Source organism: Virgibacillus sp. MG-45, assembly GCF_036409425.1.
Taxonomy (GTDB): domain Bacteria; phylum Bacillota; class Bacilli; order Bacillales; family Amphibacillaceae; genus LDC-1.
In genome coordinates this window covers 246,396-272,187 of record NZ_JAXOFU010000002.1, presented here as the reverse complement: position 1 = coordinate 272,187, position 25,792 = coordinate 246,396, and the positions used below count along the sequence as shown (strand labels likewise).

Sequence of the window (25,792 nt, the reverse complement as noted above, 5' to 3'; positions counted from 1 at the left end):
AATGGGAGCTTTTTGGGAAAATGTTTTTGTGGAGACAGTGGCTCGATATAGTGTTGTTATCTTGTGTTCTTTTGTATTTTTAGCTATTTTTGAGCTTGTTACATCTTATAAAAATTGGGAACAAATAAAAAAAGGAAATTTTGCAGTCGCGATGGCAACTGGAGGAAAGCTTTTTGGAATTGCAACCATATTTAGGCATTCGATTGAGCATAATGATACGCTGTTACAGAGTATTGGATGGGGAGCCTTTGGATTTCTATTATTATTAATTGGTTATTTTGTTTTTGAGTTTATGACACCTTCGATTAAAATTGATGAGGAAATCGGGAAAGGAAACATTGCAGTAGGGTTTATCTCAATGACCATTTCAATCGGACTTTCTTTCGTCATTGGAGCAAGCATTATTATTGGATAGGGGAGAAAAGAATACGTGGAAACATTGGCCAAGGTATTAATAGTTGTAGCAGCTGTTTTCGTCATTATTGGTATTATTTATCTAATGTAGATTATTTTAAAAAAAGTTAAATAAAATTTCAAAAAATATCAATTAGTCGGTATAATGGAATAAATATAGTAAAAAAGGAGGAATAAGGATGGGAGAAGCGAAAAGATGGCACTCGCATTATCCAACGGAAATACCGACTACGATTGCGTATGAAAAAGAACCATTATATGTTTTTTTAGAGCAGGCTGCATCTCGTTACGGGAAAAAGAAAGCGCTTCATTTTATGGGGAAAGAGCTAACCTATGATGAGTTGTATACAGCTGCAAAGAAAATGGCAAATTATTTGCAATCGCTTGGATTGACAAAAGGAGATCGCATTGCGATTATGCTTCCGAATTGTCCGCAATCTGTTATTAGCTACTATGGTGCTTTATTTGCAGGAGCAACTGTTGTACAAACAAACCCTTTATACACCGAGCGGGAATTAGAATATCAATTAAATGATGCTGGAGCAACCTTTATCGTATGTTTAGATATCCTGTTACCAAGGGTAACGAATATTCGGGAGAAGACGGCATTAAAGCATGTTATTGTTACTGGCATAAAGGATTATTTGCCATTCCCTAAAAATGTTGTATATCCTTTTATACAAAAAAAACAATATAATATTGTCGTAAAGGTTGAACAAAGTGAAACGACACACAAATGGAGTCACATTTTATCAAATGCAAACGCAGAATATAAGAAAGTAGAAATTGATCCGATGACTGATTTAGCTCTACTTCAATATACTGGTGGAACAACTGGATATCCAAAGGGTGTAATGCTTACACATTATAATCTAGTTGCAAATGTTCAAATGTGCCAAGCTTGGATGTATAAAGCGAAACAAGGGGAAGAAGTAATAATGGGGATCCTCCCTTTTTTCCACGTGTTTGGTATGACTGCGGTGATGAATCTTTCCATTATGTTTGGAGCTAAGATGCTCTTGATGCCTAAGTTTGATGTAAAGGAAGTTTTAAAAACAATTGAAAAAGAAAGACCGACCTTATTTCCGGGGGCTCCAACGATTTTTGTTGGTTTGTTAAATCATCCTGATATAACAAATTATGATCTATCTTCGATTGAGGCTTGTATTAGCGGATCTGCTCCATTACCAGTTGAAGTTCAAGAAAGCTTTGAAAAAGTAACGGGAGGAAAGCTTGTAGAAGGTTATGGGCTGACCGAAACATCTCCAGTTACACATGCCAATTTTATATGGGAGAAAAGAGTTCCAGGTAGTATTGGCGTTCCATGGCCGGATACAGATGCTAAAATACTTGATATGGACACAATGGAGGAAGCAGAATTAGGAGAAGTTGGAGAACTTGCAGTTAAAGGGCCGCAAATTATGAAGGGGTATTGGGAAAAACCAGAAGAAACAGCACTTGTGTTTAAAGATGATTGGTTTTTAACAGGTGATCTTGGATACATGGATAAGGATGGATATTTTTATATTGTCGATCGCAAGAAAGACATGATTATTGCCGGCGGCTATAATATTTATCCTCGCGAGATTGAAGAAGTGCTTTATGAGCATGAAGGAATCTTAGAGGCTGTCGTAGCTGGCGTTCCTGATCCATATCGCGGTGAAACAGTAAAAGCATATATTGTTCCAAAGACTGGATTTGAGCTTCAAGAAGAGGAATTAAACACGTATTGCAGAAAGAATCTAGCTCCATTTAAAGTACCAAGAATATTTGAATTCCGTGATGAACTTCCAAAAACAGCTGTTGGTAAAATATTACGAAGACAGCTAATCGATGAGGAAAAAAGACGTCAGACAGAAAAAGTATAATTAATAAGTCAAGGTTGTCGTTTTAGTAAAGAAACGTTTTATATAAGCTCGCTCTATATTCGTATTTATTTACGAATAGCTCTTTTTAACCAAATAATGGACAGGCTTCATATTGACAATTTTTTTTCTAATCAGTACAATATAAAATGAATGATTACTCATTCATTTTATGTAAGGATTAAAAGGAGATCAATATGAAAAAAAATAAACCGAAGTATAAAATGATTATTGAAGCTGCAGTTGAAGTCATTGCGGAAAATGGCTACCATGCTTCACAAGTCTCAAAAATCGCAAAGAAGGCTGGTGTGGCAGACGGTACAATATATCTGTATTTCAAGAACAAGGAAGATATATTAGTATCCGTATTCGAAGAGAAGATGGGGCAATTTATAGATAAAATTGCTGCCGCTATTGCGGAAAAAGAAAATGCAAATGATAAATTATTAACACTAATAAAAATGCATTTTCAACAGTTAGCTGAGGACCATCATCTGGCGATTGTCACACAGCTTGAGCTTCGTCAATCAAATTTAGCGTTGCGTCAAGAAATTAATAAGGTGTTAAAGTCTTATTTGACGGTAATGGATTCGATCGTTAACGAAGGAATACAGGAAGGTCTGTTCCGTTCGGACATGAACATTCCACTCGTTAGACAGATGATTTTTGGAACGTTGGATGAGACGGTAACAAACTGGGTAATGAAGGATGAAAAGTATGATTTAGTTCAACTTGCGCCAAATGTTCATGATTTGATAACAAAAGGACTTTCAAAAAAAGATTAAAACGCTTTCATTTTTTTGATAGAATGAAAAAGGTGGGAATTTTTTAAAAAGATGCATGATGTGCAATGAGGAGGGGTATGTTGAGTACAGTTGATTATAAGCAAGATGGGAGTATAGCGATTCTTACGATTCAAAGTCCACCTGCCAATGCATTATCCAGTTCATTATTATCTGATTTGAATAAGAAACTTGATGCTATTGAAAATAATGGGGTGGCTAAGGCTATTATTTTACGTGGAGATGGGAAATTCTTCTCTGCTGGGGCGGATATAAAGGAATTCACCTCTTTACAAAATTCGCTAGACTACGAAGCATTGTCGCGCAGTGGACAGGAAATTTTTTCGCGAATTGAACACTTTTCAATCCCTGTAATTGCTGCTATTCATGGGGCGGCACTTGGTGGTGGATTAGAATTGGCAATGGCTTGTCATATAAGAATTGCAGAAGAGAACACAAAGCTTGGATTACCAGAATTAAACCTAGGAATAATACCTGGCTTTGCAGGAACACAACGGCTACCACAATATGTTGGAATGGCAAAAGCATATGAGATGATTTTAAGCGGGGAACCAATATCGGGAAAAGAAGCAGCACAATTTGGATTAGTTAACCAAACAGTTGATACTGGCGAAGCTTTTCATGAAGCTAGTAAACTAGCAACAAAATTCGCTGCCAAAAGCAAAGCTTCTATTCATCGGATTATGCAACTTTTGCCATATGCGAAGACATCTCGATTTGATGAGGGAGCAAAAGCAGAGGCACATTTATTTGGAGAAATTTTCGGCTCTGCTGATGCGAAAGAAGGTATTCAAGCATTTATGGAAAAACGAAAACCGAATTTCAAAGATTAATTGATTTAAGCATGCGTGTATGACTAGTTTAAAAACATTCAATGAAGGAGGAGCGTACATGAACATTTATGTACTACTAAAAAAGACATTTGATACGGAAGAAAAAATTGCTGTGTCAAATGGACATATTGAAGAAGACGGTGCTGAATTCATTATCAATCCTTATGATGAATATGCAGTGGAAGAAGCAATTAAGCAACGTGATGAGCACGGTGGCGAGGTGACAGTCGTTACGATTGGTGATGAAGATTCTGAGAAACAACTACGTACTGCATTAGCGATGGGAGCAGACAAAGCGGTATTAATTAATACAGAAGATGATTTAGAGGAAGGCGATCAGTTTACAACAGCTAAAATTTTGGAGGCATTCTTTGATGGAAAAGATGCTGATTTGATTTTAGCAGGTAATGTTGCAATTGATGAGGCAAGTGGTCAGGTTGGCCCTAGGCTAGCAGAAAGATTAGGAATTCCTTACGTGACGACAATTACGAGCTTAACAATTGATGGTGAGAAGATATTCTTAGACAAGGATGTGGAGGGTGACGTAGAAAAGGTCGAAGCATCGTTACCGATACTCGTTACTTGTCAGCAAGGATTAAACGAGCCACGATATCCTTCCTTGCCTGGAATTATGAAAGCGAAGAAGAAGCCTTTAGAAGAGCTTGAAATTGATGATCTTGATTTAGATGAAGATGACTTAGCACCGAAAACAAAAACATTAGATATATTTTTACCAGCGGAAAAAGAAGCTGGTCGAGTATTAGAAGGTGACATAGGTGATCAAGTAAAAGAGCTTGTATCATTGCTTAAGAATGAAGCGAAAGTACTTTAACTACATGCTAGAAAGGAGAAATACCAATGAGTGAGAAAATTATTGTAATTGGAGAAGCAAGAGAAGGGATGCTACGAAATGTCACCTTTGAAGCAATAGCAGCCGCAAAACAAATGAATGCCAATGCAGAAGTTGTCGGTGTGATATGTGGTGCAAATGGATTAGACCAACAGGCACAGGAAATGATCTACCATGGAGCCGATCGTGTTATTACCGTGGAACATGAGAAATTAGATAAATATACATCTGATGGCTACGGCCAGGCTGTTTTAGCAGCTATTGAAAAAGAATCACCAAACGGAATTATCATGGGGCATACTGCAATCGGAAAGGATTTAACTCCCAAAATAGCTAGTAAGTTAGAAATTGGTTTGATCTCTGATGCAACTGCAATCGAGATGGATGGAGATAATCCCGTATTTACAAGACCGATTTATTCAGGAAAAGCGTTTGAAAAGAAAGTCGTAACAGGTGGTATCGTATTTGTTACGATCCGTCCAAATAACATACCTTCGCTTGATAAAGATGAATCTAGAACAGGATCCATTGAAGCAATAGATGTGGATATTACAGATCTTCGCACAGTAATTAAAGATGTTATTCGTAAAGCTTCCGAAGGTGTAGATTTATCAGAAGCGAATGTTATTATCGCTGGCGGGCGCGGTGTAAAAAGTGCGGATGGCTTTAAGCCATTATACGAGCTAGCAGAGGTTTTAGGCGGTGCAGTTGGCGCATCTCGTGGAGCCTGCGATGCCGACTATTGTGATTATTCCTTGCAAATTGGGCAAACTGGAAAGGTAGTAACACCAGATTTATATATTGCAGTTGGTATTTCTGGAGCTATTCAGCACTTAGCAGGAATGTCAAATTCAAAAGTAATTGTAGCGATTAATAAAGATCCAGAAGCAAATATATTTAATGTTGCTGATTATGGAATAGTCGGTGATTTGTTTGAGGTAGTACCAATGCTTACTGAGGAAATTAAGCAGCTTAAAGCATAGTGAAAGGTCTCTCTATATTCCTTTTTCATAAATAGATGTGAAGGCTTTTGTTTCGTTTCTTTTTACTATTTTAGTTATGTATAAGCAAAGTGTTAGTATGGAATTCTTATTAATGATATACTCACTTTAATGGTTTTGCATTATAAGATTTAAGCTTAAATGAGGAGGATTATAGATGGCAATTGTTACTGCTACAGATCAAAGCTTTACTAAAGAAACTTCAGAAGGACTTGTATTGGTGGATTTTTGGGCACCTTGGTGTGGACCATGTAAAATGATCGCTCCAGTATTAGAAGAAATTGATGGAGAAATGAGCGATAAAGTTAAAATCGTAAAGCTTGATGTGGATGAAAATCAAGAAACAGCAGGAAAATTTGGAGTAATGAGTATTCCAACATTGTTGCTGTTCAAAGACGGCAATGTAGTTGACCAAGTAATTGGTTTCCAACCAAAAGAAGCTCTTGTTGATTTAATTAACAAGCACGCTTAATACGTCTTTATCAAAAAAGAAGAGATCCCTTGTTACAATTTGTAACAGGGGATTGTTTTTTTACAACGTGCGGATTATGATTTATGTATACTTTCGTTTCTTTCATTGAGAAGTGGAAGAGGAGTAAATATAGGAAGCATGTGTGATTAAAAGGAAGGAATAATAAATGAACCAAATCATAAAAGAAAAGCTATCCGTCCTACCAGCACAACCAGGATGTTATTTGATGAAAGATAAGCACGGTACCATTATTTATGTAGGAAAGTCGAAGTTATTAAAAAATCGAATTAGATCTTATTTCACTGGTGCACATGATCAAAAAACACAGCGTCTTGTTCAAGAGATTGTTGATTTTGAATATATTGTTACTTCATCTGAAATTGAAGCATTAATTTTAGAAATGAATTTGATTAAAAAATATGATCCCAAGTATAACGTGATGCTAAAGGATGATAAATCCTATCCATACTTAAAAATTACGTCTGAGAGACATCCAAGGCTGTTAATAACTCGAAAAGTAAAAAAAGATAAAGGGAAATATTTTGGCCCATACCCGAATGTTATTGCCGCTAGAGAAACAAAAAAGCTATTAGATCGTTTATATCCGCTAAGGAAATGCAATAATCCGCCTGGAAGGTACTGCTTATATTATCATATGAATCAATGCTTGGCTTGTAGTGATGATCCGCCTTCTAAAGATACGTATAAAGAAATCGTTCAAAGTATTTCTTCTTTTCTTCAAGGTGGTTATAAAGATATTAAATCGCGATTAAAAGAAAAGATGCTTGAAGCAAGTGAGCAACTAAACTTTGAACGCGCAAAGGAGCTTCGAGATCAAATACAGCATATCGAGGTTGTTATGGAACAACAAAAGATGATGTTAAATGATCTAGTCGATCGAGATGTGTTCGGTTTCAGTTATGATAAAGGATGGATGTGTGTACAGGTTTTCTTTGTACGCCAAGGAAAGCTAATTGAACGAGAAGTATCATTATTTCCTTTCTTTGATAGTCCAGAGGAAACGTTTGTTAGCTTTATTGGTCGTTTTTACCTGCATAAAAATCATTTGCAGCCAAAACAAATATTTGTTCCGATTGGTACAGATATTGATGTTCTTCAAGAGCTTCTAAGTGCAGATGTGCATATTCCTTTCCGTGGACGAAAAAAGGAGTTAGTTGAGCTTGCAATGGAAAATGCGAGAATTTCATTACATGAGAAGTTCTCATTAATTGAAAGAGATGAAGAACGAACGATTGCTGCAGTAGAAAAGCTTGGACAAGCATTGCATATTGAAACACCGCACCGGATTGAAGCCTTCGATAATTCCAACATTCAAGGGACAGACCCCGTCTCTGCCATGGTTGTTTTTATTGATGGAAAGCCGAACAAAAAAGAATATCGCAAGTTTAAGGTAAGAGATGTTCTCGGGCCAGATGATTACGAAACAATGCGCGAGGTCATTAGACGTCGTTATAGCCGGGTATTAAAGGAAGCTTTACCATTACCTGATTTAATAGTCGTAGATGGTGGAAAGGGGCAAATGAATGTAGCAAGAGATGTGTTGGAAAATGAGTTGGGCTTAGATATTCCATTATGTGGACTTGTAAAAGATGATAAACATAAAACAAGTGAATTGTTGTATGGCGAACCTCCAGAAGTAGTTTCTTTATCTAGACAATCACAGGAGTTTTATTTAGTGCAACGTGTTCAAGATGAAGTGCATCGTTTCGCCATTTCATTTCATCGACAGCTTCGAGGTAAAAGCTTGTTCCAGTCCGAATTAGATAATATTCCAGGTGTTGGTGAAAAGCGGAGAAGATTGCTGTTAACTCATTTTGGATCATTGGATGAGATTAAGCAAGCCGATATAGGAGATATTACAAAGCTTGGTATTCCAGCAAATATTGCAAAAGCAATTATTGAGGCTTTAAATAAATCGCATTAGAAGGTGTTAAGATAAATCGCTAGCATTTGTCTTGAATTATGAATAATCGCAACAGCGTTTAAAAAGGGGGAGCGCTTCTGCGGCATGGCCTCGGGCTAACACGAAAAGAAAATGTGCTTTTCCGTGCTAGCCCGAGGTTTGTACTGTTCCACTAGCGTCTCACCCATTTCAACAGCTAGAAAACACATTATGAAAAAAATCATATTTAAATCGAAAACTCAACGATATTATTCGATTTTTTCAATAAAGAATTCTGTGTCTAGCCCAGTTATTACACATCATTGCATAAGCGTCTTTTAATCTGTAAATACTACCTTAAATTCAACCTGATGAATTTTATAATTCACTTCTTCCATACATTCACATTCGATTCCTTTTACTGCTTGAATGGCTTCTGCTAAAAAGCCTGCTTCTAGACGAAACTCCGCTTGAATATCAGAAGTTAGTCTTCTTGCGACAGCATCTGACATCATATAAAAGACAAGTTCTTTTCGTTTCTCTTTTATCAGCTCTAATTTTCCCCAGCCGACTGTTTCAAAAAAGTATAAGATATCTCCAAAGGCTTGGAACTCAAAGTTTCTTGCGAGCGATTTCCCCATAAAATAAAGCAAGCTATCCTTTTCCTTTCCTAATAGTTCAGGAAGAGCAAGATATCGTAACACATCATAGCCGGCACCAGAAGTATGTAAATTGTCCAGTATGGATAAGGAATGTAGATTTTGTTTTTTCGTCATGAAGTTCATCCTTTCTAAAGAGGAAAAATATGCAGGCTACTTAATCGTAAAACCGCTTAATGATTAGCTCTATTATCCAACTATTTTAGCATTCATGCAATAGGCTTTTCTTTTCAAAATAGATTACGCGTTAGAAGGAAAATACTCCCATTAATTTGTGATTCGTTTCCTTGACGCTCCTATCAGATAGAAGTACAATAAATATGTCACAAAATGTACATTTTGTGACTGATACGGCAATAAATCTTTTTATTATTGCTCTAATATGTCATGCCATTAAAAACAACATCAAATCTGAGGGGGGTAACACATGGCGGAGCATCGTGAGTTTGTTTGGAGAAGATTACACTCACTATTAGGCGTAATTCCAATTGGGATCTTTTTGGTTCAGCACTTGGTGGTGAATCATTTTGCTGTGTATGGAGAAGAAAGTTTTAACGCAGCAGCGGGAGTTTTGGAAAGCCTTCCATTCCTTTTAGCGCTTGAAATCTTTGTTATTTATTTACCAATTTTGTTTCATGCAATTCTAGGGGTCTACATTGCTTTTACCGCGCGAAATAATACAGTGAAATACTCATTTTTTCGAAACTGGTTATTTTACCTACAACGAATAACAGGTGTTTTCACATTAATTTTTATTGCGTGGCATGTATGGGAAACGCGTGTGCAAATTGGGCTAGGAAATGAAGAACTAAGCTTTGGATTAATGGAGAACATTTTATCGAATCCAATCATGCTCTGGTTCTATATTGTAGGTGTGCTGGCTGCAGTTTTCCATTTTTCAAATGGCCTTTGGGGCTTCATGGTACATTGGGGCTTTGCACAATCACCAAAATCACAGAAAATTGTTACATATGTTACATTAGCGGTGTTTTTAGTTGTTAGTTTTATAGGTATTAGAGCGCTATTAGCATTTGTATAACACTGACATTGTTTAGATGAAAGCATTGACGAGAAGTTATTTAATAGAATAGAAGGGGTGAGCATTCAATGAGTAATCGTAAAGTTGCTGTAGTTGGCGGTGGTCTAGCTGGGCTCATGGCAACCATAAAAGCTGCTGAAGCTGGGGTAAGCGTCGACTTATTTTCCATTGTACCTGTAAAACGCTCTCACTCTGTTTGTGCCCAAGGCGGAATCAATGGTGCGGTTAATACGAAGGGAGAAGGAGATTCTCCATGGCTACATTTTGATGATACGATTTATGGTGGGGACTTTCTTGCTAATCAACCCCCTGTAAAAGCAATGTGTGAAGCTGCTCCCAAAATTATTAATCTCATGGATCGTATGGGAGTTATGTTTAACCGAACACCTGAGGGGTTATTAGATTTTCGTCGTTTTGGAGGTACACAAGTGCATAGAACGGCCTACGCTGGGGCTACAACTGGCCAACAGCTTTTATACGCACTTGATGAACAAGTGCGTCGGTATGAAGTAGAAGGATTAGTTACTAAATACGAGGGCTGGGAATTTATTGGTGCCATACTTGATGATGATGGTGTAGGAAAAGGAATTGTTGCCCAAAATCTTAAATCGCTTGAAATTAAAGCATTTCCATCGGATGCTACAATAATTGCAACTGGTGGACCAGGTATTATTTTTGGGAAGTCCACGAATTCGATCATTAATACCGGTTCAGCTGCAAGTATTCTATATCAACAAGGTGCAAGATATGCGAATGGCGAATTTATTCAAATTCATCCGACTGCCATTCCTGGTGATGATAAATTACGATTAATGAGTGAATCTGCTCGTGGAGAAGGCGGGCGCGTTTGGACATATAAGGATGGCGAACCGTGGTATTTCCTAGAAGAAAAGTATCCTGCTTATGGGAACCTTGTTCCTCGTGATATTGCAACACGTGAAATATTTGATGTGTGTGTAAATCAAAAGCTTGGTATTAATGGAGAAAACATGGTTTACTTGGATCTTTCACACAAGGACCCGAAAGAGCTCGATGTAAAGCTAGGCGGAATTATAGAAATTTATGAGAAGTTTGTTGGTGAAGATCCACGTAAGGTCCCAATGAAAATATTCCCTGCTGTCCATTATTCAATGGGTGGACTTTGGGTTGATTATGATCAAATGACCAGTATCCCTGGAATTTTTGCAGCAGGTGAATGTGATTATTCACAGCATGGTGCCAATCGACTTGGAGCAAACTCTTTATTGTCCGCTATTTACGGTGGAATGGTTGCTGGGCCGAAAGCAATTGAATATATTGATGGGCTTGCTGTTCATGTGGAAGATTTACCATCCAAACTGTTTGAAGACAAAGTAAAAGAAGAAGAAGCAAAGTTTGAAGCTTTAATGAAGATGGATGGAAATGAGAACGCATACCGTATTCATCAGGAATTAGGAGAATGGATGACAGATAATGTTACTGTAGTTCGTCATAATGACAAGCTCCTAAAGACAGATGAGAAGATTAAAGAGCTATTAGAACGTTGGAACAACATTAATATTAATGATACATCACGTTGGAGTAACCAAGGTGTTATGTTTACTCGTCAGCTACAAAGCATGCTAAATCTAGCTCGAGTGATTACGCTTGGTGCATATAACCGTAATGAAAGTCGTGGGGCACACTATAAGCCAGAGTTCCCTGAACGCAATGATGAAGAGTGGTTGAAAACGACGGTCGCAGCATATGATCCGGTAACAAAATCACCAGTATTTACTTATGAAGATGTTGATACGTCATTAATTGAACCACGTAAGCGTGATTACACGACGAAGCACTAATGAAGCGGAGGGAGTTAGTGAAATGGCTGAAAATCAAAAAACGGTTACTTTTATAATCACACGTCAAGACAGTCCGGATTCGGCTCCGTATAAGGAAACATTTCATGTTCCATATCGTAGAAACATGAATATTATATCCGGTTTGATGGAGATTCAAAAAAATCCGGTCAATGCCAAAGGGGAACATGTAAGTCCTGTACAATGGGAAATGAATTGCTTGGAAGAAGTTTGTGGAGCGTGTTCGATGGTAATTAATGGTACAGCAAGACAATCTTGTTCTACCTTAGTTGATGAGCTTGAGCAACCGATTCATCTAGCACCAATGGATACGTTTCCAGTTGTACGTGATTTAGTGATAGATCGATCTCGTATGTTTGATGCATTAAAACGAATTAAAGCATGGATTCCAATTGATGGAACCTATGATCTTGGACCTGGACCGCGCATGCCTGAAAAGAAACGACAATGGGCGTATGAATTGTCTAAATGTATGACTTGTGGTGTGTGCTTAGAGTCTTGTCCAAACGTTAATGATAAATCCGACTTTATCGGACCGGCACTTTTATCGCTGCCGCGTTTATACAATGCGCATCCAACAGGTGCAATGAATAAGAGTGAACGTTTAAATGCGTTAATGGAAGATGGTGGAATTACCGGCTGTGGTAACTCGCAAAACTGTGTACAGGTTTGTCCGAAAGGAATTCCATTGACTACATCTATTGCAGCAATGAACAGAGCTACAAATATTCAAGCCTTTAAGAATTTCTTTGGTAGTGATAACGCACATTAATTTTTTTTACAACAAGACCCTTGCCTCTTAGATGGCGAGGGTTTTTTGATAATTCGTTAAAAGATATAAAGGGGAGGATACGCATGAAAGCATCCTATATAAACGACTTAGAAGCTTGGAAATCAGAATTTTCATTTTATATCCCGATTACTATTCGTTTTTCTGAGACAGATATGTTTGGGCATGTAAACAATGTATCGCCATTTATTTATTTTGAAGAGGCGCGAATTGCTTATATGAGATCATGCGGTTTATTCACGGATCTAAAAGGAAATGAAGGAATTCCAGTTGTCGCTGATTTACATTGTGATTATCATAAGCCGTTATATTTTGGAGATTCGGTTCAATTATTTGTTAAAACAGATGAAGTAGGGAATTCTTCTTTTGACTTGCATTATATGGCTTTGAATCAACACGGTGACATTTGTCTTACTGGTCGGGGAAGGTTGGTTTATGTAAATGCGACGACAGGACAACCCATTCCATTGGATGAGGAAAGTAAAGAAAAGTTATTAGGAGATTAAAGGAGTCGGAAAAGGGTTAAATTTATCCGCGCTATAAATGTCTACTATTTGTTGTTTTTGTCGTGTAATTTATATCGTATTGGGTATTACTATAATGAACCTTTATACGTATTATCATTGAAATATATATGATAAAAATCACAAGAAAAGGTGGATGATACTGAATGAGAGCAGCTGTTGTAAGTTCTGATAAAGACAAGCTTGTAGAAGTGAAGGATGTTACATTGCGCCCGTTGGAGCCTGGCGAAGCACTTGTAGATATTGAATTTTGTGGTGTTTGCCATACCGATCTGCATGTTGCACAAGGTGACTTTGGTGAAGTGCCAGGACGTATCCTTGGCCACGAAGGAGTAGGAATTGTAAAAGAAATCGCCGATGATGTAACGAGTTTAAAGGTAGGAGATCGTGTTAGTGTAGCCTGGTTTTTTGAAGGCTGCGGAGCATGTGAATACTGTGTGACAGGTCGCGAAACGTTTTGTCTATATTCAAAAAATGCAGGGTATAGCGTTGATGGAGCAATGGCAGAACAATGTATTGTCGCAGCAGACTATGCCGTAAAGGTGCCAGAAGGGTTAGACCCAGAACAGGCAACAAGTATTACGTGTGCTGGTGTTACAACTTATAAGGCAATTAAAGTATCCGATATTCGTCCAGGTGAGTGGATAGTAATATTTGGTGCAGGAGGACTTGGAAACTTAGCTATTCAATATGCAAAGCGTGTATTCAATGCTAAAGTAATTGCCGTTGATATTAATGATGATAAGCTACAGCTGGCGAAAGAAGTTGGCGCTGATTTAACATATAACGTAAAAACAGTTCCGAATGTTGATGAGGTGATTCAAAAAGAGGTGGGAGGAGCACATGCTGCTGTTGTAACAGCTGTGTCAAAGGCAGCTTTTAATCAAGCGGTTAACTCTGTACGTCCGACCTCCAAAGTGGTTAACGTTGGTTTACCTCCTGAAACAATGGATTTAGACATAATTAAGAGTGTTCTCAACGGGATTGAAGTAATTGGTTCTCTTGTTGGGACGAGAAAAGATTTAGAAGAAGCATTTATGTTTGGTGCAGAGGGGAAAGTTGTACCTGTTGTCCAATCCCGTAAGCTTGATGAAATTAACGACATTTTTCATGAGATGGAAAATGGTACGATCCAAGGGAGAATGGTTATTGATATGCGCTTGAAATAGTTGTGAAGATACACTTTTTACTCTTTTTTAACGAATAAAAATGAAGCGCAAGCTAATTGAAAAATCGTGAGAACAGTAAACAGAATGAAACGATGAGAAAACCGACTATCCATAAAGGTAGTCGGTTTCATAAAATAATCTAATGAAGCATTTCTTATAGATTTAGTTCTCTGAAGCAGATAAGCTCTAATACAGCTTATGAGCGCCTTTTCACACAAGTACCACTTAATTAATTTATCCATTAATTGAAACAACGCTAAAGGTATTATTTGAATATTCGAGTATAGAAATACTGGAATTTTTTATTTCTTGTTCAATATTTCCTTTTTTCGAAAACTCATTTATTATAGTTTTTATTACAACGCCGTGAGTGACAAGTAAAATATTTTCGTTGTTACAACATTGAGATACGATTTCATTTAATCCGATCTCAATTCTTTTCCAGAATTCCGGATAATTCTCTGCATGTGAAAACGGATCTATTTTTTTTATGAAATTCATTACCTCTTCTAGGCTATGATTTTTATACAATGCAGTTGTATTATTACAACCACTTTGTTGGAGTACTTTTTTATAAAAATCGTCTATATATTCTCCTTCAAAGCTACCAAAGAATACTTCTCTTAAATTGTTATTTTTGTGTATGTTCCTATTTTTGTTGTTCCTATTTTGTTCAAGGATTAATTTTGCAGTCTCTACTGTTCTTTCTAAATCACTTGTATATATATAGTGAAAAGGAACATTTTTTAGCCTTTTACCAGTCTTTGTTACTATTCTTTTGCCGTTTTCTGTTAGAGGACTATCAGTCCACCCCTGTAGCTTATTATACTTGTTTAAATAGGTTTCTCCATGTCTAACTAAAAACAATTTGATTTTTTTATTCATATGACCACCGTTCATAATGTAGTAAAAAAAGCATACTATTCTTCACATAAAAGGCAAAATAATGCTAATAAATTATTATTTTAAATCAAGCTAAAAATCAAGCCACCCAAGTATTCAGTGGCTTGATTTTATAATTATTGTTGTACTTTAACTAAAATCTTTGCTTGGCTCTTGTCGCTATCTAATAGTTTAAGACCGTCCTCCACGATTTGGTCTAAAGTAATTTTTTTAGTAACAACTTTTTTTACGTCAAGAACACCTGAAGCGATTAAAGCGATTACTTCAGGAAATATACTTCTATAAGCTAATGTGGAAGTAATGTTAGCTTCTTTAAAAGTCAATTGTAAAATATCTACTTTTACAGGTTCCGGAATGATAGAGAGCACCATTATCTCTCCACCTTTTTTCACTGATGATAATGCGTTTCCTAGCGTAATTTCAACACCTGCAGCTTCATATGCAACATCAACACCACCGTTAGATAATTTTAAAATTGTTTCTACGGCGTTTTCCTCAGCAGGATTGATTGTATGTGTAGCTCCCACCTCTTGCGCTTTAAGTAATCGCTCAGGAGACATATCGACCGCAAAAATATCAGTTGCACCTGCAGCTTTAGCAGCCATGATTGTTAACAATCCTATTAGTCCTACACCAAATACAGCAACTTTATCCCCTACTTTTAACTTGCTTTGCTTCACCGCATGCAAAGCAACGGCAGTCGGCTCAACAAGTGCACCTTCTTCAAGGGATACTTTTTCAGGGAGCTTGTGGAGCATATTCGGCATTAATACAACATATTCAGCAAACCCTCCGTTTGCATTTAATCCGATAAATCCAACGGAATTACATTTGTTATAATGATTCTCTTTACAATATTCACATTCTCCACAATAAATAAGCGGTTCAATTGCTACACGGTCACCAACCACAAAATCGGAAACTCCTTCCCCGACTTCTGTAATGACACCTGCAAATTCGTGCCCCAATGTAAGAGGCGCCATTTCACCTGAAACAGGATGAGGCTCATTCTGTTGAACACCTGCACCATGGTAAGCATGTAAATCACTTCCGCAAATACCTGCCCATTCAACTTTAACTTTAACCTTTCCAGGCTCAACTACAGGTTCATGTGTACTTTCAACACGCACGTCATACTTTCCGTACCATACTGCTGCTTTCATTGTGTAACATCCCCTTAGATTATTTATTTTTATAGTATGATTACACTAGGAAAAAATATTGAGTATAATATACCTATATACCTATTATAATATTCAAATATAGTTTAATAAATTTACTTTTAGTTATATTAATATAAGTTTAACTTAATGAAAGAGGGTATACGGATGAATATAGAACAATTAGTGCATATTGTAGAAGTTGCAAAAATGAAATCAATATCAAAAGCTTCGGAAACTCTCCATATTACTCAATCAGGGATTAGTCAGTCTATTTCTTCTCTAGAAAACGAATTAAATATTAAAATATTCAGGAGATCCCGAATAGGTACAGTACCTACTGAAGTTGGGAAGGAAATTATCCTTAAGGCTAATGACGTATTAAATAAAGTTAGAGAACTTAGAGAAGAAGCAGAAGGTCAACCAAATATAGTTACTGGTGAACTGCGTTTGGCAGGAATGCCAGGAGTAACACCTACACTTGTTAAAATAGCTGCTCAATTAAAAAGAAAATACAGAAATATTACAGTAGAAATTATTGAAAAAGGTTCCTTTGAAATTATGGAAGGATTTTTAGAGAATAATTTAGATGCAGGCTTTATAGCAATGAGCGAGAAAATGATTCAACAGAGGGTAGAATTTACTTTCGAATCAGTTATCGAAGGGAAGATCGTTCTTTGTGTTGGACGAGATTCTCCTCTTTCTAAAAAAAAATCGCTTACACCGGAAGAACTCAAAAATCAAACTTTTGTTTTATATCAAGACGATTATATAAATTGGTTTATACGTGACTTTTCTAATATTTATGGTGAGATTGATGTGCTATTTTCTACGAATAATGGAGATGCCATTGTTACTGCTCTTACAGAAGACATGGCAGTGACAATTGGACACGATTATTCATTTGCTAATCATCCGCTTGTCTTATCAGGAGAGCTTATTACGATTGATATTGAAAATTTTTCAGATCATGTTGTTTACTTTGGCTGGATCACCCAAAGTAATAGATCATTATCTTCAATTACTAAAGAAGCAATAGATAGATTTAACCAAGAATTATTTATTAATTATTTATACTAATGAAAGTATATTCGCTGTAGTATATATCTTGGCATCATACTTGTTTATTACGCCCTTTAAACGGCACCTGCTTGAGATCTGAATTCGATATTGTACCAGGCTCATGCCACCTTGATTCGTTTGCTATTTAATTGGATCTTGCTTTTTAAAAATCGTGTGTAAGGTTCGATGTCAAGATGTCATTGTAGCATAATTGGTACAGAAGGTAAGGATGTTTTAGCAATCCAATCCCGTAAGCTTGATGAAATTAACGACATCTTTCAATGGTACGAACCAAGAAAGAATGGTTATTGATGTGCGTTTAAAATAGTTATAAAGATTATTTAAAACTGGGCATGAAAGCGTAGGCTAAATCTTAATGCTTGAACAGGTAAAATGATTTGAAAGTTTAATGAACAATAAAAACCGACTAACCATGAAGGTAGTCGGTTTCATTATACGATCCATTGGATCGTGTTTCGATTAGGAGAGAAGCTTGTTGAAGCAAATCTCCTATAGTCTTAGAGCTTTAGTTCTCCCATTCGGATAAGCTCTACTACAGCTTGTGAGCGCCCCTTTACACCCAACTTTTGCATAGCATTTGAAATGTGGTTTCGGACGGTTTTCTCAGATATAAACAATTCCTGGGCAATTTCCTTTGTCGTTTTGTCCTGAACTAAGAGTTCAAATACTTCTCTCTCACGTTTTGTTAGTAATTGCTTTGGCTTGTAGTCGTTGTCCTTCAAATGTTAACCCCTCCTTGCTGTCATAGAGCTGCAGTATGAAGGGAATTATCTAGTCAATAATAGCTTATGAATCAAGAGGGAATCGGTGCGCACAAATGCTTGGTGAAAGTCATTTTCTTATCATTACTAGTAGATTAAAAAAAGCTTGTCAGGAGTCACGTGTTCCTATGCTCTTGAATAAATTACTCACAAAATGATCGTTTAAAAAATCAATTAGAATAGGGTTTGATCAATGCTTTAGCATTTACATCGGGATTGAATGTAACTTTATAGAAGAAAAACAATTTTTTTGTCTAAATTTGTGATAAAATATGCCTGTAGAGAGACTATGGGAGGTAGTGTGTTGGAAAACAATTTATCTAACGATGTTATAGCGACACTTGAAAAGCGACTTCGTCATATATCAGGGCAAATTAAACAAAACGGACGGAAAATCTTAAATAATTATCCAATTACTTCTCCTCAATTCATTGCACTTCAATGGCTGGTGGAAGAAGGGGAGTTAACGATAGGAGAGTTATCCAATAAAATTGGATTAGCTTTTAGTACCACGACAGATTTAGTTGATCGTATGGAAAAGAATGAATTAGTTGTCCGATTAAAAGATTTGAATGACCGACGAATCGTTCGGATACAAGTTTTGGAAAAAGGAAATAGTATTATAAAAGAGGTTATTGCAAAGCGTCAGGAATTTTTAGGAGAAGTACTGGAAAGTTTTTCAGAAAAACAAACGGAGCAATTAGATGAGCTGCTTCAAATGCTACACGAAGAGATGAAACATATACAACAGAAATAAAACAGAAGAAGAGGCGATTTAATTTGAAGCGGGCAATTGGAGTAATTGACTCCGGAGTAGGTGGATTAACAGTAGCGCACGAGCTTATGCGACAGCTTCCTAAAGAAAGACTAATTTACTTAGGAGACACATTACGCTGTCCTTATGGCCCTAGGTCAAAGGAAGAAATCGTTCAATTCACTTGGGAAATGGTTGATTTTCTCCTTGAAAAAGAAATAAAAATGCTAGTTATTGCTTGTAATACAGCGACGGCTTATACATTGGAAGAATTACAAAAGCAACTAAATATTCCGGTAATTGGTGTGATTCAGCCAGGCGCACGTGCAGCCATTAAAGTAACTAAAAATAATCGCATTGGTATAATTGGAACAGAAGGAACTATTCGTAGTCGTGCATACGCACAAGCATTAACAAGAATAAACGAACATATCATGGTAACTCCGTTAGCTTGCCCTTTATTTGTGCCAATGGTTGAACAAGGTATTTTAGCTGGTCAGCAGGCGTATGATATCGTTGAAAAAAGCCTAATCCCACTTAGGTCGAGTGAAATCGATACGTTGATTCTCGGCTGCACGCATTATCCATTAATTAAAGATATTATTCAGGAAGTATTAGGCTCTGAAGTTTCGCTCATTTCTTCAAGTGAAGAAACAGCAAGGGAAACGAGTATAATTCTTGAATGGAATCATTTATTAAATGATTCAGAAGAAGCACCAAAGCATCAATTTTACACAACCGGCGAATTAGACATATTCACTAAAATAACAGAAGAAATTTTTCATTCTAAAATCGAAAACTTACAAACCGTAATGATCGAAAAAGCGGTAATTTGTTAAACGGGAGCTTAGCTATATGTGGCTCCTGTTTGTTTTTAATTGATATAAAGAAAAGTTAAAAAACTCTCTTTTGACGAGAGTTCTTCTCGTAAATGATCGTCCATTAAAAGGAATGATTTATAAATAGTCGTTTTTCTCGTCAAGATTTATCTTCTCATTCTTCGCAAATTTGGTCTAATTTTACGATGGGCTCGTATATATAATAGTACAAACCATCGTAGGAGGGAATGACATGAAAAAGCGCGGAATATTGCTTTTGTTCCTAATTGGTATCGTTTCAGTTTTACTGACGGGATGCTTTAAAGGGGAGCAATCCATGGAAGAAATTGATCCACCGCAAAATGCAGAAGAAGTAGATAATATGGAGGAAGCAAATCAAACAAAGAAAACAAAAGAAGATGAAAAGGAAACGGATGATGAAGGAAAAACAGAAACAGTTGCCCGTCAACTGTATTTAATGGATGTAAATGGGATGGTAGCACCTCAGACATTAGATTTACCTTTACCGGATTCAAAAGAGGTAGCAAAGCAAGTATTAGAATATCTAGTAAAGGGAGGACCAGTAACCTCATTGCTTCCAAATGGATTTCAGGCTGTACTTCCAGAGGGAACAGAGATTCTTGGATTGCGCTTAGAAAAAGATGGAACAATGATTGTGGACGTTTCGGAAGACTTTAAAAATTATAAGGCAGAAGACGAGACGAAAATTCTCGAAGCAATGACCTTTACCTTAACTCAATTTGAAAATGTAGATCGAATTAAATTATGGATAAATGGTCATCCTCAAAGCGAGATGCCTGTGAATGGAACACCACTTACGGATGGTTACTCCCGAGCAAATGGAATTAATGTATTGAAAACAGATACCGTTGATTTAATTAATAGCAAGCCTGTCACGATGTACTACCCTGCTGAACATAACGAAAATCGATACTATGTTCCAATGACACAGCATGTCGATGTAACAGGGAAAGATATGTATCAAGCAATTGTCGAAGCGATGCTTGATGGACCTGGATACACAACAAATACGGTCCATGTGTTTAATACAGAAGCAGAACTAATTTCAGAACCAGTGTTAAGTGATGGTGTGCTTCAATTAAAATTTAATCAGCAAATTTTAAAGGATAAAGATAAAGCGGTGATTTCTGATGAAGTCATTGAAACAATTGTCCGGACCCTGACAGAACAACAACTAGTTGATGCGGTTGACATTAAAGTGGACAACATTGACAAACTTGTAAATGAAAATGGAGAAGCATATGAGGAACCGGTGTCTAAAAAGTCATTTATTCCAAGTGAAAAATTATAAAGGAAATAGAGGCTGACTGCCTCTTCTTTTTTTTAGGAAATTGTCTTGGAAATTTTTAAGATTATAGGGCGGAAAGGGTTTTGTTGGATGGATTTTTTTCGGCAATCGGACAAAAATATGGTAAGCTAGATGATGAAAATGTTAGGAGGAAGCGTATGCGTAGTCAACAACGAAACAACAATAGTTTAAGACCAATTTCAATAACGACTAATTTTGTAAAACACCCAGAAGGCTCTGTCCTAATTCAGGTAGGAGATACAAAGGTTATTTGCAATGCAAGTATAGAAGATCGAGTGCCGCCTTTTTTACGAGGACAAGGTAAAGGCTGGATAACTGCAGAGTATTCTATGCTCCCTCGTGCTACCTCACAACGAAATATTAGAGAATCCTCAAAAGGGAAAGTTAGTGGGCGTACGATGGAGATTCAGCGATTGATCGGAAGGGCGCTTCGTTCTGTTGTGAACTTAGATATTATTGGTGAGCGAACAGTTTGGGTGGATTGTGATGTCATTCAAGCAGATGGTGGTACGAGAACCGCATCCATTACAGGTGCCTTTGTTGCTGTTGTGCTTGCTTTTGGAAAACTACTTAATGAGGGGAAAATAACGAAGATGCCTGTAACAGATTTTCTAGCTGCTATTTCGGTAGGTGTTCTTCCAGAAGGTACAGAAGTGCTAGATCTTGATTATGTAGAAGACTCGCAGGCATGTGTTGATATGAATATTGTTATGACTGGTGTGGGAGAGTTTGTTGAAATTCAAGGTACAGGTGAAGAAGCTACCTTTACATATAAGCAACTACAAGCAATGCTTCAGCTTGCAGAGGAAGGCATGAACGAAATTTTCACAATTCAAAAAGAAGCGGTAGGAGAATTAGCATCATATATTGCAAAGGGAAATGGTGATCCATCATGAAGTATGTTGTAATTGCTACAAAAAATAAAGGAAAAGTGATGGAATTTAATCAATTTTTTTCGGAATATGGCATAGATGTGAAGTCTTTATTGGATATGCCAAGTGTACCGGATATTGCAGAAACAGGTAGCACATTTCAGGAAAACGCAGCATTAAAGGCGGAAGAAATCGCTGCTAAATTAGGACAAGCGGTTCTAGCAGATGATTCAGGGCTTATCATTGATGCACTTGATGGCAGACCGGGAATCTTTTCAGCAAGATATGCAGGAGAGCCGAAAAACGATCAAGCCAACCTAGAAAAAGTGTTAAAAGAACTTGAAGGGGTGAGCTTGGAAAAACGGACTGCCCGTTTCATTTGTGTACTTGCTATAAGTGTACCAGGCAAGCAAACCGTTTTTCGTACAGGGTATTGTGAAGGGAAAATCGCCTTGGCTCCACAAGGAGAAAACGGCTTTGGCTACGATCCTATTTTTATTCCTGATGGATATGAAAAAACAATGGCCGAGCTCTCACCGGAAGAGAAGAATTCCATTAGTCATCGAAAAAATGCGATAGACCAGTTGGAAGATTGGGTACAATCAATTGTAAAGGAGGGATAGCTTGAATCAAGCACTGATTATTAGTGATAGTCATGGTATGACAAAAGAAGTGGATACGATTAAAAAAAGACATTCACTCGATCTAATGATTCACTGTGGAGACTCTGAATTAGACATGGATGCACCTATATTGGATAATTTTATTAAAGTAGGTGGGAACTGTGACTTTGATAGTCGGTATCCGAATGATCAATTTTTTACAGTTGGTGGGCTTTCCTTCTTTGTAACCCATGGCCATCTGTATGGAGTCAAAGAAGGATTGACTAGAATTTCTTATAAAGCAGATGAAATGGGCGCACAAGTTATTTGTTTTGGTCATACACATGTAGCTGGAGCCATTAAACAAGGGAATCAGCTTTTTATTAACCCTGGTAGTATTCGTCTTCCAAGGAGAAGGCAGGAAAGAACCTATGCAATCATCGAGTGGGATGAAGGGTTTCAGCATGTACAAGTATCCTTTTATGATATGGATGGTTCACTCGTTCCAGAAATGACTTATCAAACAACATTAAATGGAAATTAATAAACATCATGTCAGTGATTTATGGAAAAAGGATTCTGTTTATAGTTACAGGATCCTTTTCAAGTGTATAAACGAATGTAAATTTTGTTGTTGACAAAAAAAATCAAAGTGCATATAATAAATCTTGTGACCAAAAATGGTACATACATTTTACGGATTACAATGCGGGTGTAGTTTAGTGGTAAAACCTCAGCCTTCCAAGCTGATGTCGAGGGTTCGATTCCCTTCACCCGCTCCAATATGTCCCAGTAGCTCAGCTGGATAGAGCAACAGCCTTCTAAGCTGTGGGTCGCAGGTTCGAATCCTGCCTGGGACGTTAAACCAAACCTTTATGAACTTCGAGTTCATAAAGGTTTTTGTTTTATGCTGTTCTGATAAAAAATTTTCACACCACTTATACCCATTGGCAATCATGATAGTAATAAAAGTGATGGAGGAATATATAGAGTTGCATCAAAAATTTGATGTGGAAATTGGTACTTCGTTTAATATCACATGAAAAATAAGGGAGCGTTTAGCTCCCTCTTATTTTAAGGATGCGCTTTAGTTAAGGCTGAATTGTTGAGGGCTTACTAGTGGATAGTGAGATGTGAAATAAAAATAACTTAAAAATTAATATCCGTAACCTCCGCCGTAACCACCACCTACAAAGGCAGCACCTACGATAACTAAAAGAATGAAGAGAACAACAATTAAAGCAAAACCAGACCCAGCTCCGTATCCATAACCAGCACTCATACAAACACCTCCTTCCCTTTGATACAACATCCTATGAGAAATGTGTAAGTTCGTGTTGGCAGTTGTCATCATTATAAAAATTATCTGGTTTGCCTCGTGAAATTTAAAGGAGGGTTTCTATTAAAGAAGTCATTTTGATTTTCTTTCTGCCTTCATTACATATTTAATTCTGCAACGAGTAGTCAAAATTCGTAAAAAACAATTAGTGGATAATCACAGGAGAAACATAATAAAAGAAGTTACTTATTTCCCTCATTTGTTGGACTATTTTCAACCCTTCCCTTACTTGCTTTCGTAGTAACTAATCAACACTGTACCAATTATTATAGAAATAAGTCCGCCCAAACTAGAGGTTATTAGAGAAGATTCTTCTGGATAATACATTTTAAATAACTAATTATTACAATATAGATCCATCCAACTAAACGGATTATGGTTTATTTATTCATTTGGATGCATCCTCATGTTAGAAAAAAAAGTGATGAAAGTAATAGCATGCGAATTAGTCCACTTATTTATTTGTCGAGATCATTCTTTACAAAGGGCGTGTTTTTAAGCTGCTCCTCTTGAATCTCTAGCTTCATTTTAATAGCGTTTAAATCTTTTAAAATAGCACGTGTATTAAACCAAGCCGCAATTGCCGCAATCATGGCTGCTAGCATCAAAGCATTAATTAAAATTACCAAAATATAACACCTCTTTTTACATGTAATTGTACCATATTTAATTAGCAAGCTTTCATATACGATGAAAAAATATAATTTCGTATTCAAAGCAAAAATGAAAAAAATGTGATAATATAAATATATTACGTTGATTCTTGAAAACAATTTACATATTTGCATATGAGCTAGAGCGCTTGGAATGTTTAATGAGAAACCGAAATAAATGGTCTCTCATTTTTTATCTTTATCGTCATCTTTTTCTACATTTGAATATAAAATGTTTCACAGTAGCTGGAAGCGGGAATGTATACATTATGTTTTTTTACTTAACAATAAGAAGTGAAGGAGGGGAAATATGAAAAATGATACAGAAAATATCATCCTCTTTCCAAAATGGAGAGAGATACTAGAAGAAAAAGGCTTAAAAGCTTTAAAAGAAAAGCGTTATGAAGAAGCCTTAGAAGCGTTTGAAGAGCTCCTTGACTATGATGTTCAAGGTCATGAAATTATTATTGGGAAGCTCTTATGCTTGATGGAATTAGGAAAACATACGGAAGCCCAGCTTCTCTGTGAAGATGCAATGCATCAAAAGGACGATCATTATTTTCATTATGTACATATATATTTAACTATTTTATTTCAAACAAACCAATATGAATTGTTAATGGAGCAGGTCGAGCATGAACTTAAAGATAGAACACTTCCAGAAATCATGCGAGAACAGTTTCAACAGCTTTACACGATGAGTGAAAAAATGAAAGATGATATTCATATAGAAAAATCAAGCACGTACATAGATGATTTAATGGAAGCAATTGAAGCTAATGATTATAAAACACAATGGCGAACGATTAAGAAGCTGCAGGCACTTGGAGTAGTTCCAGCTTCAAAAGTTGTTGATTTACTGCATAAAGATGGAATGCATCCAGTGATTCAAACAGCTATTTTTCAATGGCTTCAAGCTGAAAAGTATCCTTATTTAGTCCATATACATAAGCTAGGAATGGAATTAGATGTGAAACCTATCGACATACCCGAAATTGAAGTACACCTAACAGTGAAGCAAGTGCTCTTTATAATAAGTAAATTGGAACAGTCGAATCCAACTCTCTATGAATTAATAGTTAGACTTCTTTATCGATATTTGTATGTGAAATATCCTTTTTTTCCTGCAAATGAAGATGCACCACAAATAGCTAAGGCATTGGAAATATTAGGAGAGCAATATTTTATGGGGAAAGTGGAAGAAGAAATAAATCTAGATGATAGAACGCAAAAATATATAGAAGAAATTACAATATGCGAAAAACTATATTTAAGCATTATAGAAGACTAGGAAATCTTAACGATAAATGCTTGAAAGGCTTGTCAATTATGTTAT

Annotated in this window: 27 protein-coding genes and 2 tRNA genes; 23 read left to right on the top strand and 6 right to left on the bottom strand. The window is 36.6% G+C overall.

Annotation, left to right across the window (positions count from 1 at the left end; translation table 11 throughout):
- Position 1: 1 nt before the first annotated feature.
- The 8 genes from SPK86_RS03595 (at position 2) to uvrC (ending at position 8,183) form a co-directional block, all read left to right on the top strand.
- Positions 2 to 415 carry a DUF350 domain-containing protein gene (locus SPK86_RS03595; protein WP_330948671.1) on the top strand — a complete coding sequence of 138 codons (414 nt, stop codon included), beginning with the start codon at positions 2 to 4 and terminating at the stop codon, positions 413 to 415.
- A 178-nt stretch (positions 416 to 593) separates the two neighbouring features.
- On the top strand, positions 594 to 2,282 hold the full coding sequence (locus tag SPK86_RS03590; RefSeq protein WP_330948670.1) for a long-chain-fatty-acid--CoA ligase: 1,689 nt from the start codon (positions 594 to 596) through the stop codon (positions 2,280 to 2,282).
- A 194-nt stretch (positions 2,283 to 2,476) separates the two neighbouring features.
- Positions 2,477 to 3,064, top strand: coding sequence for a TetR/AcrR family transcriptional regulator (locus tag SPK86_RS03585; RefSeq protein ID WP_284139775.1), 588 nt, complete (start codon positions 2,477 to 2,479; stop codon positions 3,062 to 3,064).
- A 77-nt stretch (positions 3,065 to 3,141) separates the two neighbouring features.
- Entirely contained in the window at positions 3,142 to 3,915 is a 774-nt protein-coding gene (locus SPK86_RS03580) for an enoyl-CoA hydratase (protein WP_284139774.1), read from the top strand.
- Between the two features lie 58 nt (positions 3,916 to 3,973).
- Positions 3,974 to 4,747 carry an electron transfer flavoprotein subunit beta/FixA family protein gene (locus tag SPK86_RS03575; RefSeq protein WP_284139773.1) on the top strand — a complete coding sequence of 258 codons (774 nt, stop codon included), beginning with the start codon at positions 3,974 to 3,976 and terminating at the stop codon, positions 4,745 to 4,747.
- 26 nt (positions 4,748 to 4,773) lie between these two features.
- Positions 4,774 to 5,748, top strand: a complete 975-nt coding sequence (locus SPK86_RS03570; RefSeq protein ID WP_284139772.1) for an electron transfer flavoprotein subunit alpha/FixB family protein — start codon at positions 4,774 to 4,776, stop codon at positions 5,746 to 5,748.
- Between the two features lie 175 nt (positions 5,749 to 5,923).
- Positions 5,924 to 6,238 (top strand): thioredoxin, encoded by a 315-nt coding sequence (gene trxA / locus SPK86_RS03565; protein WP_284139771.1) that lies wholly within the window; start codon positions 5,924 to 5,926, stop codon positions 6,236 to 6,238.
- 166 nt (positions 6,239 to 6,404) lie between these two features.
- Complete coding sequence (uvrC, locus tag SPK86_RS03560) at positions 6,405 to 8,183, top strand: excinuclease ABC subunit UvrC (protein ID WP_284139770.1); 1,779 nt, start codon at positions 6,405 to 6,407, stop codon at positions 8,181 to 8,183.
- A 296-nt stretch (positions 8,184 to 8,479) separates the two neighbouring features.
- Here the strand turns inward: uvrC and SPK86_RS03555 are convergent, their stop codons facing one another.
- Positions 8,480 to 8,917 carry a DUF2507 domain-containing protein gene (locus SPK86_RS03555; protein ID WP_330948669.1) on the bottom strand — a complete coding sequence of 146 codons (438 nt, stop codon included), beginning with the start codon at positions 8,915 to 8,917 and terminating at the stop codon, positions 8,480 to 8,482.
- A gap of 310 nt (positions 8,918 to 9,227) precedes the next feature.
- On the opposite strand from SPK86_RS03555, the gene SPK86_RS03550 reads away from it, so the two are divergent.
- The 5 genes from SPK86_RS03550 to adhP all read left to right on the top strand — a co-directional run bounded on the left by SPK86_RS03550 (position 9,228) and on the right by adhP (position 14,160).
- Positions 9,228 to 9,839: a succinate dehydrogenase cytochrome b558 subunit gene (locus tag SPK86_RS03550; RefSeq protein ID WP_284139768.1), complete on the top strand. Its 612-nt coding sequence runs from the start codon at positions 9,228 to 9,230 to the stop codon at positions 9,837 to 9,839.
- Between the two features lie 68 nt (positions 9,840 to 9,907).
- Positions 9,908 to 11,659, top strand: coding sequence for a succinate dehydrogenase flavoprotein subunit (gene sdhA, locus SPK86_RS03545; RefSeq protein ID WP_284139767.1), 1,752 nt, complete (start codon positions 9,908 to 9,910; stop codon positions 11,657 to 11,659).
- A 22-nt stretch (positions 11,660 to 11,681) separates the two neighbouring features.
- A complete protein-coding gene (gene sdhB / locus SPK86_RS03540; protein WP_330948668.1) occupies positions 11,682 to 12,449 on the top strand; it encodes a succinate dehydrogenase iron-sulfur subunit in 768 nt (255 codons plus the stop codon).
- 83 nt (positions 12,450 to 12,532) lie between these two features.
- A complete protein-coding gene (locus tag SPK86_RS03535; RefSeq protein ID WP_284139765.1) occupies positions 12,533 to 12,973 on the top strand; it encodes an acyl-CoA thioesterase in 441 nt (146 codons plus the stop codon).
- A gap of 164 nt (positions 12,974 to 13,137) precedes the next feature.
- Entirely contained in the window at positions 13,138 to 14,160 is a 1,023-nt protein-coding gene (gene adhP / locus SPK86_RS03530; protein ID WP_284139764.1) for an alcohol dehydrogenase AdhP, read from the top strand.
- Positions 14,161 to 14,394: 234 nt separating this feature from the next.
- On the opposite strand, the gene SPK86_RS03525 is transcribed toward adhP, so the two are convergent.
- On the bottom strand, positions 14,395 to 15,045 hold the full coding sequence (locus tag SPK86_RS03525) for a histidine phosphatase family protein (RefSeq protein ID WP_330948667.1): 651 nt from the start codon (positions 15,043 to 15,045) through the stop codon (positions 14,395 to 14,397).
- Positions 15,046 to 15,179: 134 nt separating this feature from the next.
- Positions 15,180 to 16,226, bottom strand: coding sequence for a 2,3-butanediol dehydrogenase (locus SPK86_RS03520; RefSeq protein ID WP_330948666.1), 1,047 nt, complete (start codon positions 16,224 to 16,226; stop codon positions 15,180 to 15,182).
- A gap of 165 nt (positions 16,227 to 16,391) precedes the next feature.
- On the opposite strand from SPK86_RS03520, the gene SPK86_RS03515 reads away from it, so the two are divergent.
- Positions 16,392 to 17,303: a LysR family transcriptional regulator gene (locus tag SPK86_RS03515; RefSeq protein WP_284139761.1), complete on the top strand. Its 912-nt coding sequence runs from the start codon at positions 16,392 to 16,394 to the stop codon at positions 17,301 to 17,303.
- Between the two features lie 500 nt (positions 17,304 to 17,803).
- On the opposite strand, the gene SPK86_RS03510 is transcribed toward SPK86_RS03515, so the two are convergent.
- Positions 17,804 to 18,028 (bottom strand): helix-turn-helix domain-containing protein, encoded by a 225-nt coding sequence (locus SPK86_RS03510; RefSeq protein WP_284139760.1) that lies wholly within the window; start codon positions 18,026 to 18,028, stop codon positions 17,804 to 17,806.
- Positions 18,029 to 18,356: 328 nt separating this feature from the next.
- On the opposite strand from SPK86_RS03510, the gene SPK86_RS03505 reads away from it, so the two are divergent.
- The 8 genes from SPK86_RS03505 (at position 18,357) to SPK86_RS03470 (ending at position 23,324) form a co-directional block, all read left to right on the top strand.
- Positions 18,357 to 18,824, top strand: coding sequence for a MarR family winged helix-turn-helix transcriptional regulator (locus SPK86_RS03505; protein ID WP_443089749.1), 468 nt, complete (start codon positions 18,357 to 18,359; stop codon positions 18,822 to 18,824).
- Positions 18,825 to 18,847: 23 nt separating this feature from the next.
- Complete coding sequence (racE, locus tag SPK86_RS03500) at positions 18,848 to 19,660, top strand: glutamate racemase (RefSeq protein ID WP_330948665.1); 813 nt, start codon at positions 18,848 to 18,850, stop codon at positions 19,658 to 19,660.
- A gap of 232 nt (positions 19,661 to 19,892) precedes the next feature.
- Positions 19,893 to 20,972, top strand: coding sequence for a GerMN domain-containing protein (locus tag SPK86_RS03495; protein ID WP_330948664.1), 1,080 nt, complete (start codon positions 19,893 to 19,895; stop codon positions 20,970 to 20,972).
- Between the two features lie 155 nt (positions 20,973 to 21,127).
- Positions 21,128 to 21,886, top strand: a complete 759-nt coding sequence (gene rph / locus SPK86_RS03490) for a ribonuclease PH (RefSeq protein WP_284139756.1) — start codon at positions 21,128 to 21,130, stop codon at positions 21,884 to 21,886.
- The gene (locus SPK86_RS03485) at positions 21,883 to 22,485 is read left to right on the top strand and encodes an XTP/dITP diphosphatase (RefSeq protein WP_330948663.1); all 603 of its coding nucleotides are present in this window, start codon (positions 21,883 to 21,885) and stop codon (positions 22,483 to 22,485) included. The genes rph and SPK86_RS03485 overlap by 4 nt, the downstream gene beginning before the upstream one ends.
- Before the next feature lies 1 nt (position 22,486).
- Complete coding sequence (locus SPK86_RS03480; protein WP_284139754.1) at positions 22,487 to 23,008, top strand: metallophosphoesterase family protein; 522 nt, start codon at positions 22,487 to 22,489, stop codon at positions 23,006 to 23,008.
- Positions 23,009 to 23,172: 164 nt separating this feature from the next.
- Positions 23,173 to 23,246: transfer RNA gene (locus tag SPK86_RS03475), tRNA-Gly, on the top strand.
- 4 nt (positions 23,247 to 23,250) lie between these two features.
- Positions 23,251 to 23,324: transfer RNA gene (locus tag SPK86_RS03470), tRNA-Arg, on the top strand.
- A 296-nt stretch (positions 23,325 to 23,620) separates the two neighbouring features.
- Here SPK86_RS03470 and SPK86_RS03465 read toward each other — a convergent pair.
- A complete protein-coding gene (locus SPK86_RS03465) occupies positions 23,621 to 23,746 on the bottom strand; it encodes a YjcZ family sporulation protein (RefSeq protein WP_284139753.1) in 126 nt (41 codons plus the stop codon).
- A gap of 515 nt (positions 23,747 to 24,261) precedes the next feature.
- On the bottom strand, positions 24,262 to 24,432 hold the full coding sequence (locus tag SPK86_RS03460) for a hypothetical protein (protein WP_330948662.1): 171 nt from the start codon (positions 24,430 to 24,432) through the stop codon (positions 24,262 to 24,264).
- Positions 24,433 to 24,766: 334 nt separating this feature from the next.
- Here SPK86_RS03460 and SPK86_RS03455 point away from each other — a divergent pair, with 334 nt between their 5' ends.
- Entirely contained in the window at positions 24,767 to 25,747 is a 981-nt protein-coding gene (locus SPK86_RS03455) for a tetratricopeptide repeat protein (protein ID WP_330948661.1), read from the top strand.
- Positions 25,748 to 25,792: the final 45 nt, after the last annotated feature.

Coding starts and splice junctions, on each gene's coding strand:
- SPK86_RS03595 (WP_330948671.1), top strand. CDS start 2: ATGGGAGCTTTTTGGGAAAATGTTTTTGTGGAGACAGTGGCTCGATAT.
- SPK86_RS03590 (WP_330948670.1), top strand. CDS start 594: ATGGGAGAAGCGAAAAGATGGCACTCGCATTATCCAACGGAAATACCG.
- SPK86_RS03585 (WP_284139775.1), top strand. CDS start 2,477: ATGAAAAAAAATAAACCGAAGTATAAAATGATTATTGAAGCTGCAGTT.
- SPK86_RS03580 (WP_284139774.1), top strand. CDS start 3,142: ATGTTGAGTACAGTTGATTATAAGCAAGATGGGAGTATAGCGATTCTT.
- SPK86_RS03575 (WP_284139773.1), top strand. CDS start 3,974: ATGAACATTTATGTACTACTAAAAAAGACATTTGATACGGAAGAAAAA.
- SPK86_RS03570 (WP_284139772.1), top strand. CDS start 4,774: ATGAGTGAGAAAATTATTGTAATTGGAGAAGCAAGAGAAGGGATGCTA.
- trxA (WP_284139771.1), top strand. CDS start 5,924: ATGGCAATTGTTACTGCTACAGATCAAAGCTTTACTAAAGAAACTTCA.
- uvrC (WP_284139770.1), top strand. CDS start 6,405: ATGAACCAAATCATAAAAGAAAAGCTATCCGTCCTACCAGCACAACCA.
- SPK86_RS03555 (WP_330948669.1), bottom strand. CDS start 8,917: ATGACGAAAAAACAAAATCTACATTCCTTATCCATACTGGACAATTTA.
- SPK86_RS03550 (WP_284139768.1), top strand. CDS start 9,228: ATGGCGGAGCATCGTGAGTTTGTTTGGAGAAGATTACACTCACTATTA.
- sdhA (WP_284139767.1), top strand. CDS start 9,908: ATGAGTAATCGTAAAGTTGCTGTAGTTGGCGGTGGTCTAGCTGGGCTC.
- sdhB (WP_330948668.1), top strand. CDS start 11,682: ATGGCTGAAAATCAAAAAACGGTTACTTTTATAATCACACGTCAAGAC.
- SPK86_RS03535 (WP_284139765.1), top strand. CDS start 12,533: ATGAAAGCATCCTATATAAACGACTTAGAAGCTTGGAAATCAGAATTT.
- adhP (WP_284139764.1), top strand. CDS start 13,138: ATGAGAGCAGCTGTTGTAAGTTCTGATAAAGACAAGCTTGTAGAAGTG.
- SPK86_RS03525 (WP_330948667.1), bottom strand. CDS start 15,045: ATGAATAAAAAAATCAAATTGTTTTTAGTTAGACATGGAGAAACCTAT.
- SPK86_RS03520 (WP_330948666.1), bottom strand. CDS start 16,226: ATGAAAGCAGCAGTATGGTACGGAAAGTATGACGTGCGTGTTGAAAGT.
- SPK86_RS03515 (WP_284139761.1), top strand. CDS start 16,392: ATGAATATAGAACAATTAGTGCATATTGTAGAAGTTGCAAAAATGAAA.
- SPK86_RS03505 (WP_443089749.1), top strand. CDS start 18,357: ATGGGAGGTAGTGTGTTGGAAAACAATTTATCTAACGATGTTATAGCG.
- SPK86_RS03495 (WP_330948664.1), top strand. CDS start 19,893: ATGAAAAAGCGCGGAATATTGCTTTTGTTCCTAATTGGTATCGTTTCA.
- rph (WP_284139756.1), top strand. CDS start 21,128: ATGCGTAGTCAACAACGAAACAACAATAGTTTAAGACCAATTTCAATA.
- SPK86_RS03485 (WP_330948663.1), top strand. CDS start 21,883: ATGAAGTATGTTGTAATTGCTACAAAAAATAAAGGAAAAGTGATGGAA.
- SPK86_RS03465 (WP_284139753.1), bottom strand. CDS start 23,746: ATGAGTGCTGGTTATGGATACGGAGCTGGGTCTGGTTTTGCTTTAATT.
- SPK86_RS03455 (WP_330948661.1), top strand. CDS start 24,767: ATGAAAAATGATACAGAAAATATCATCCTCTTTCCAAAATGGAGAGAG.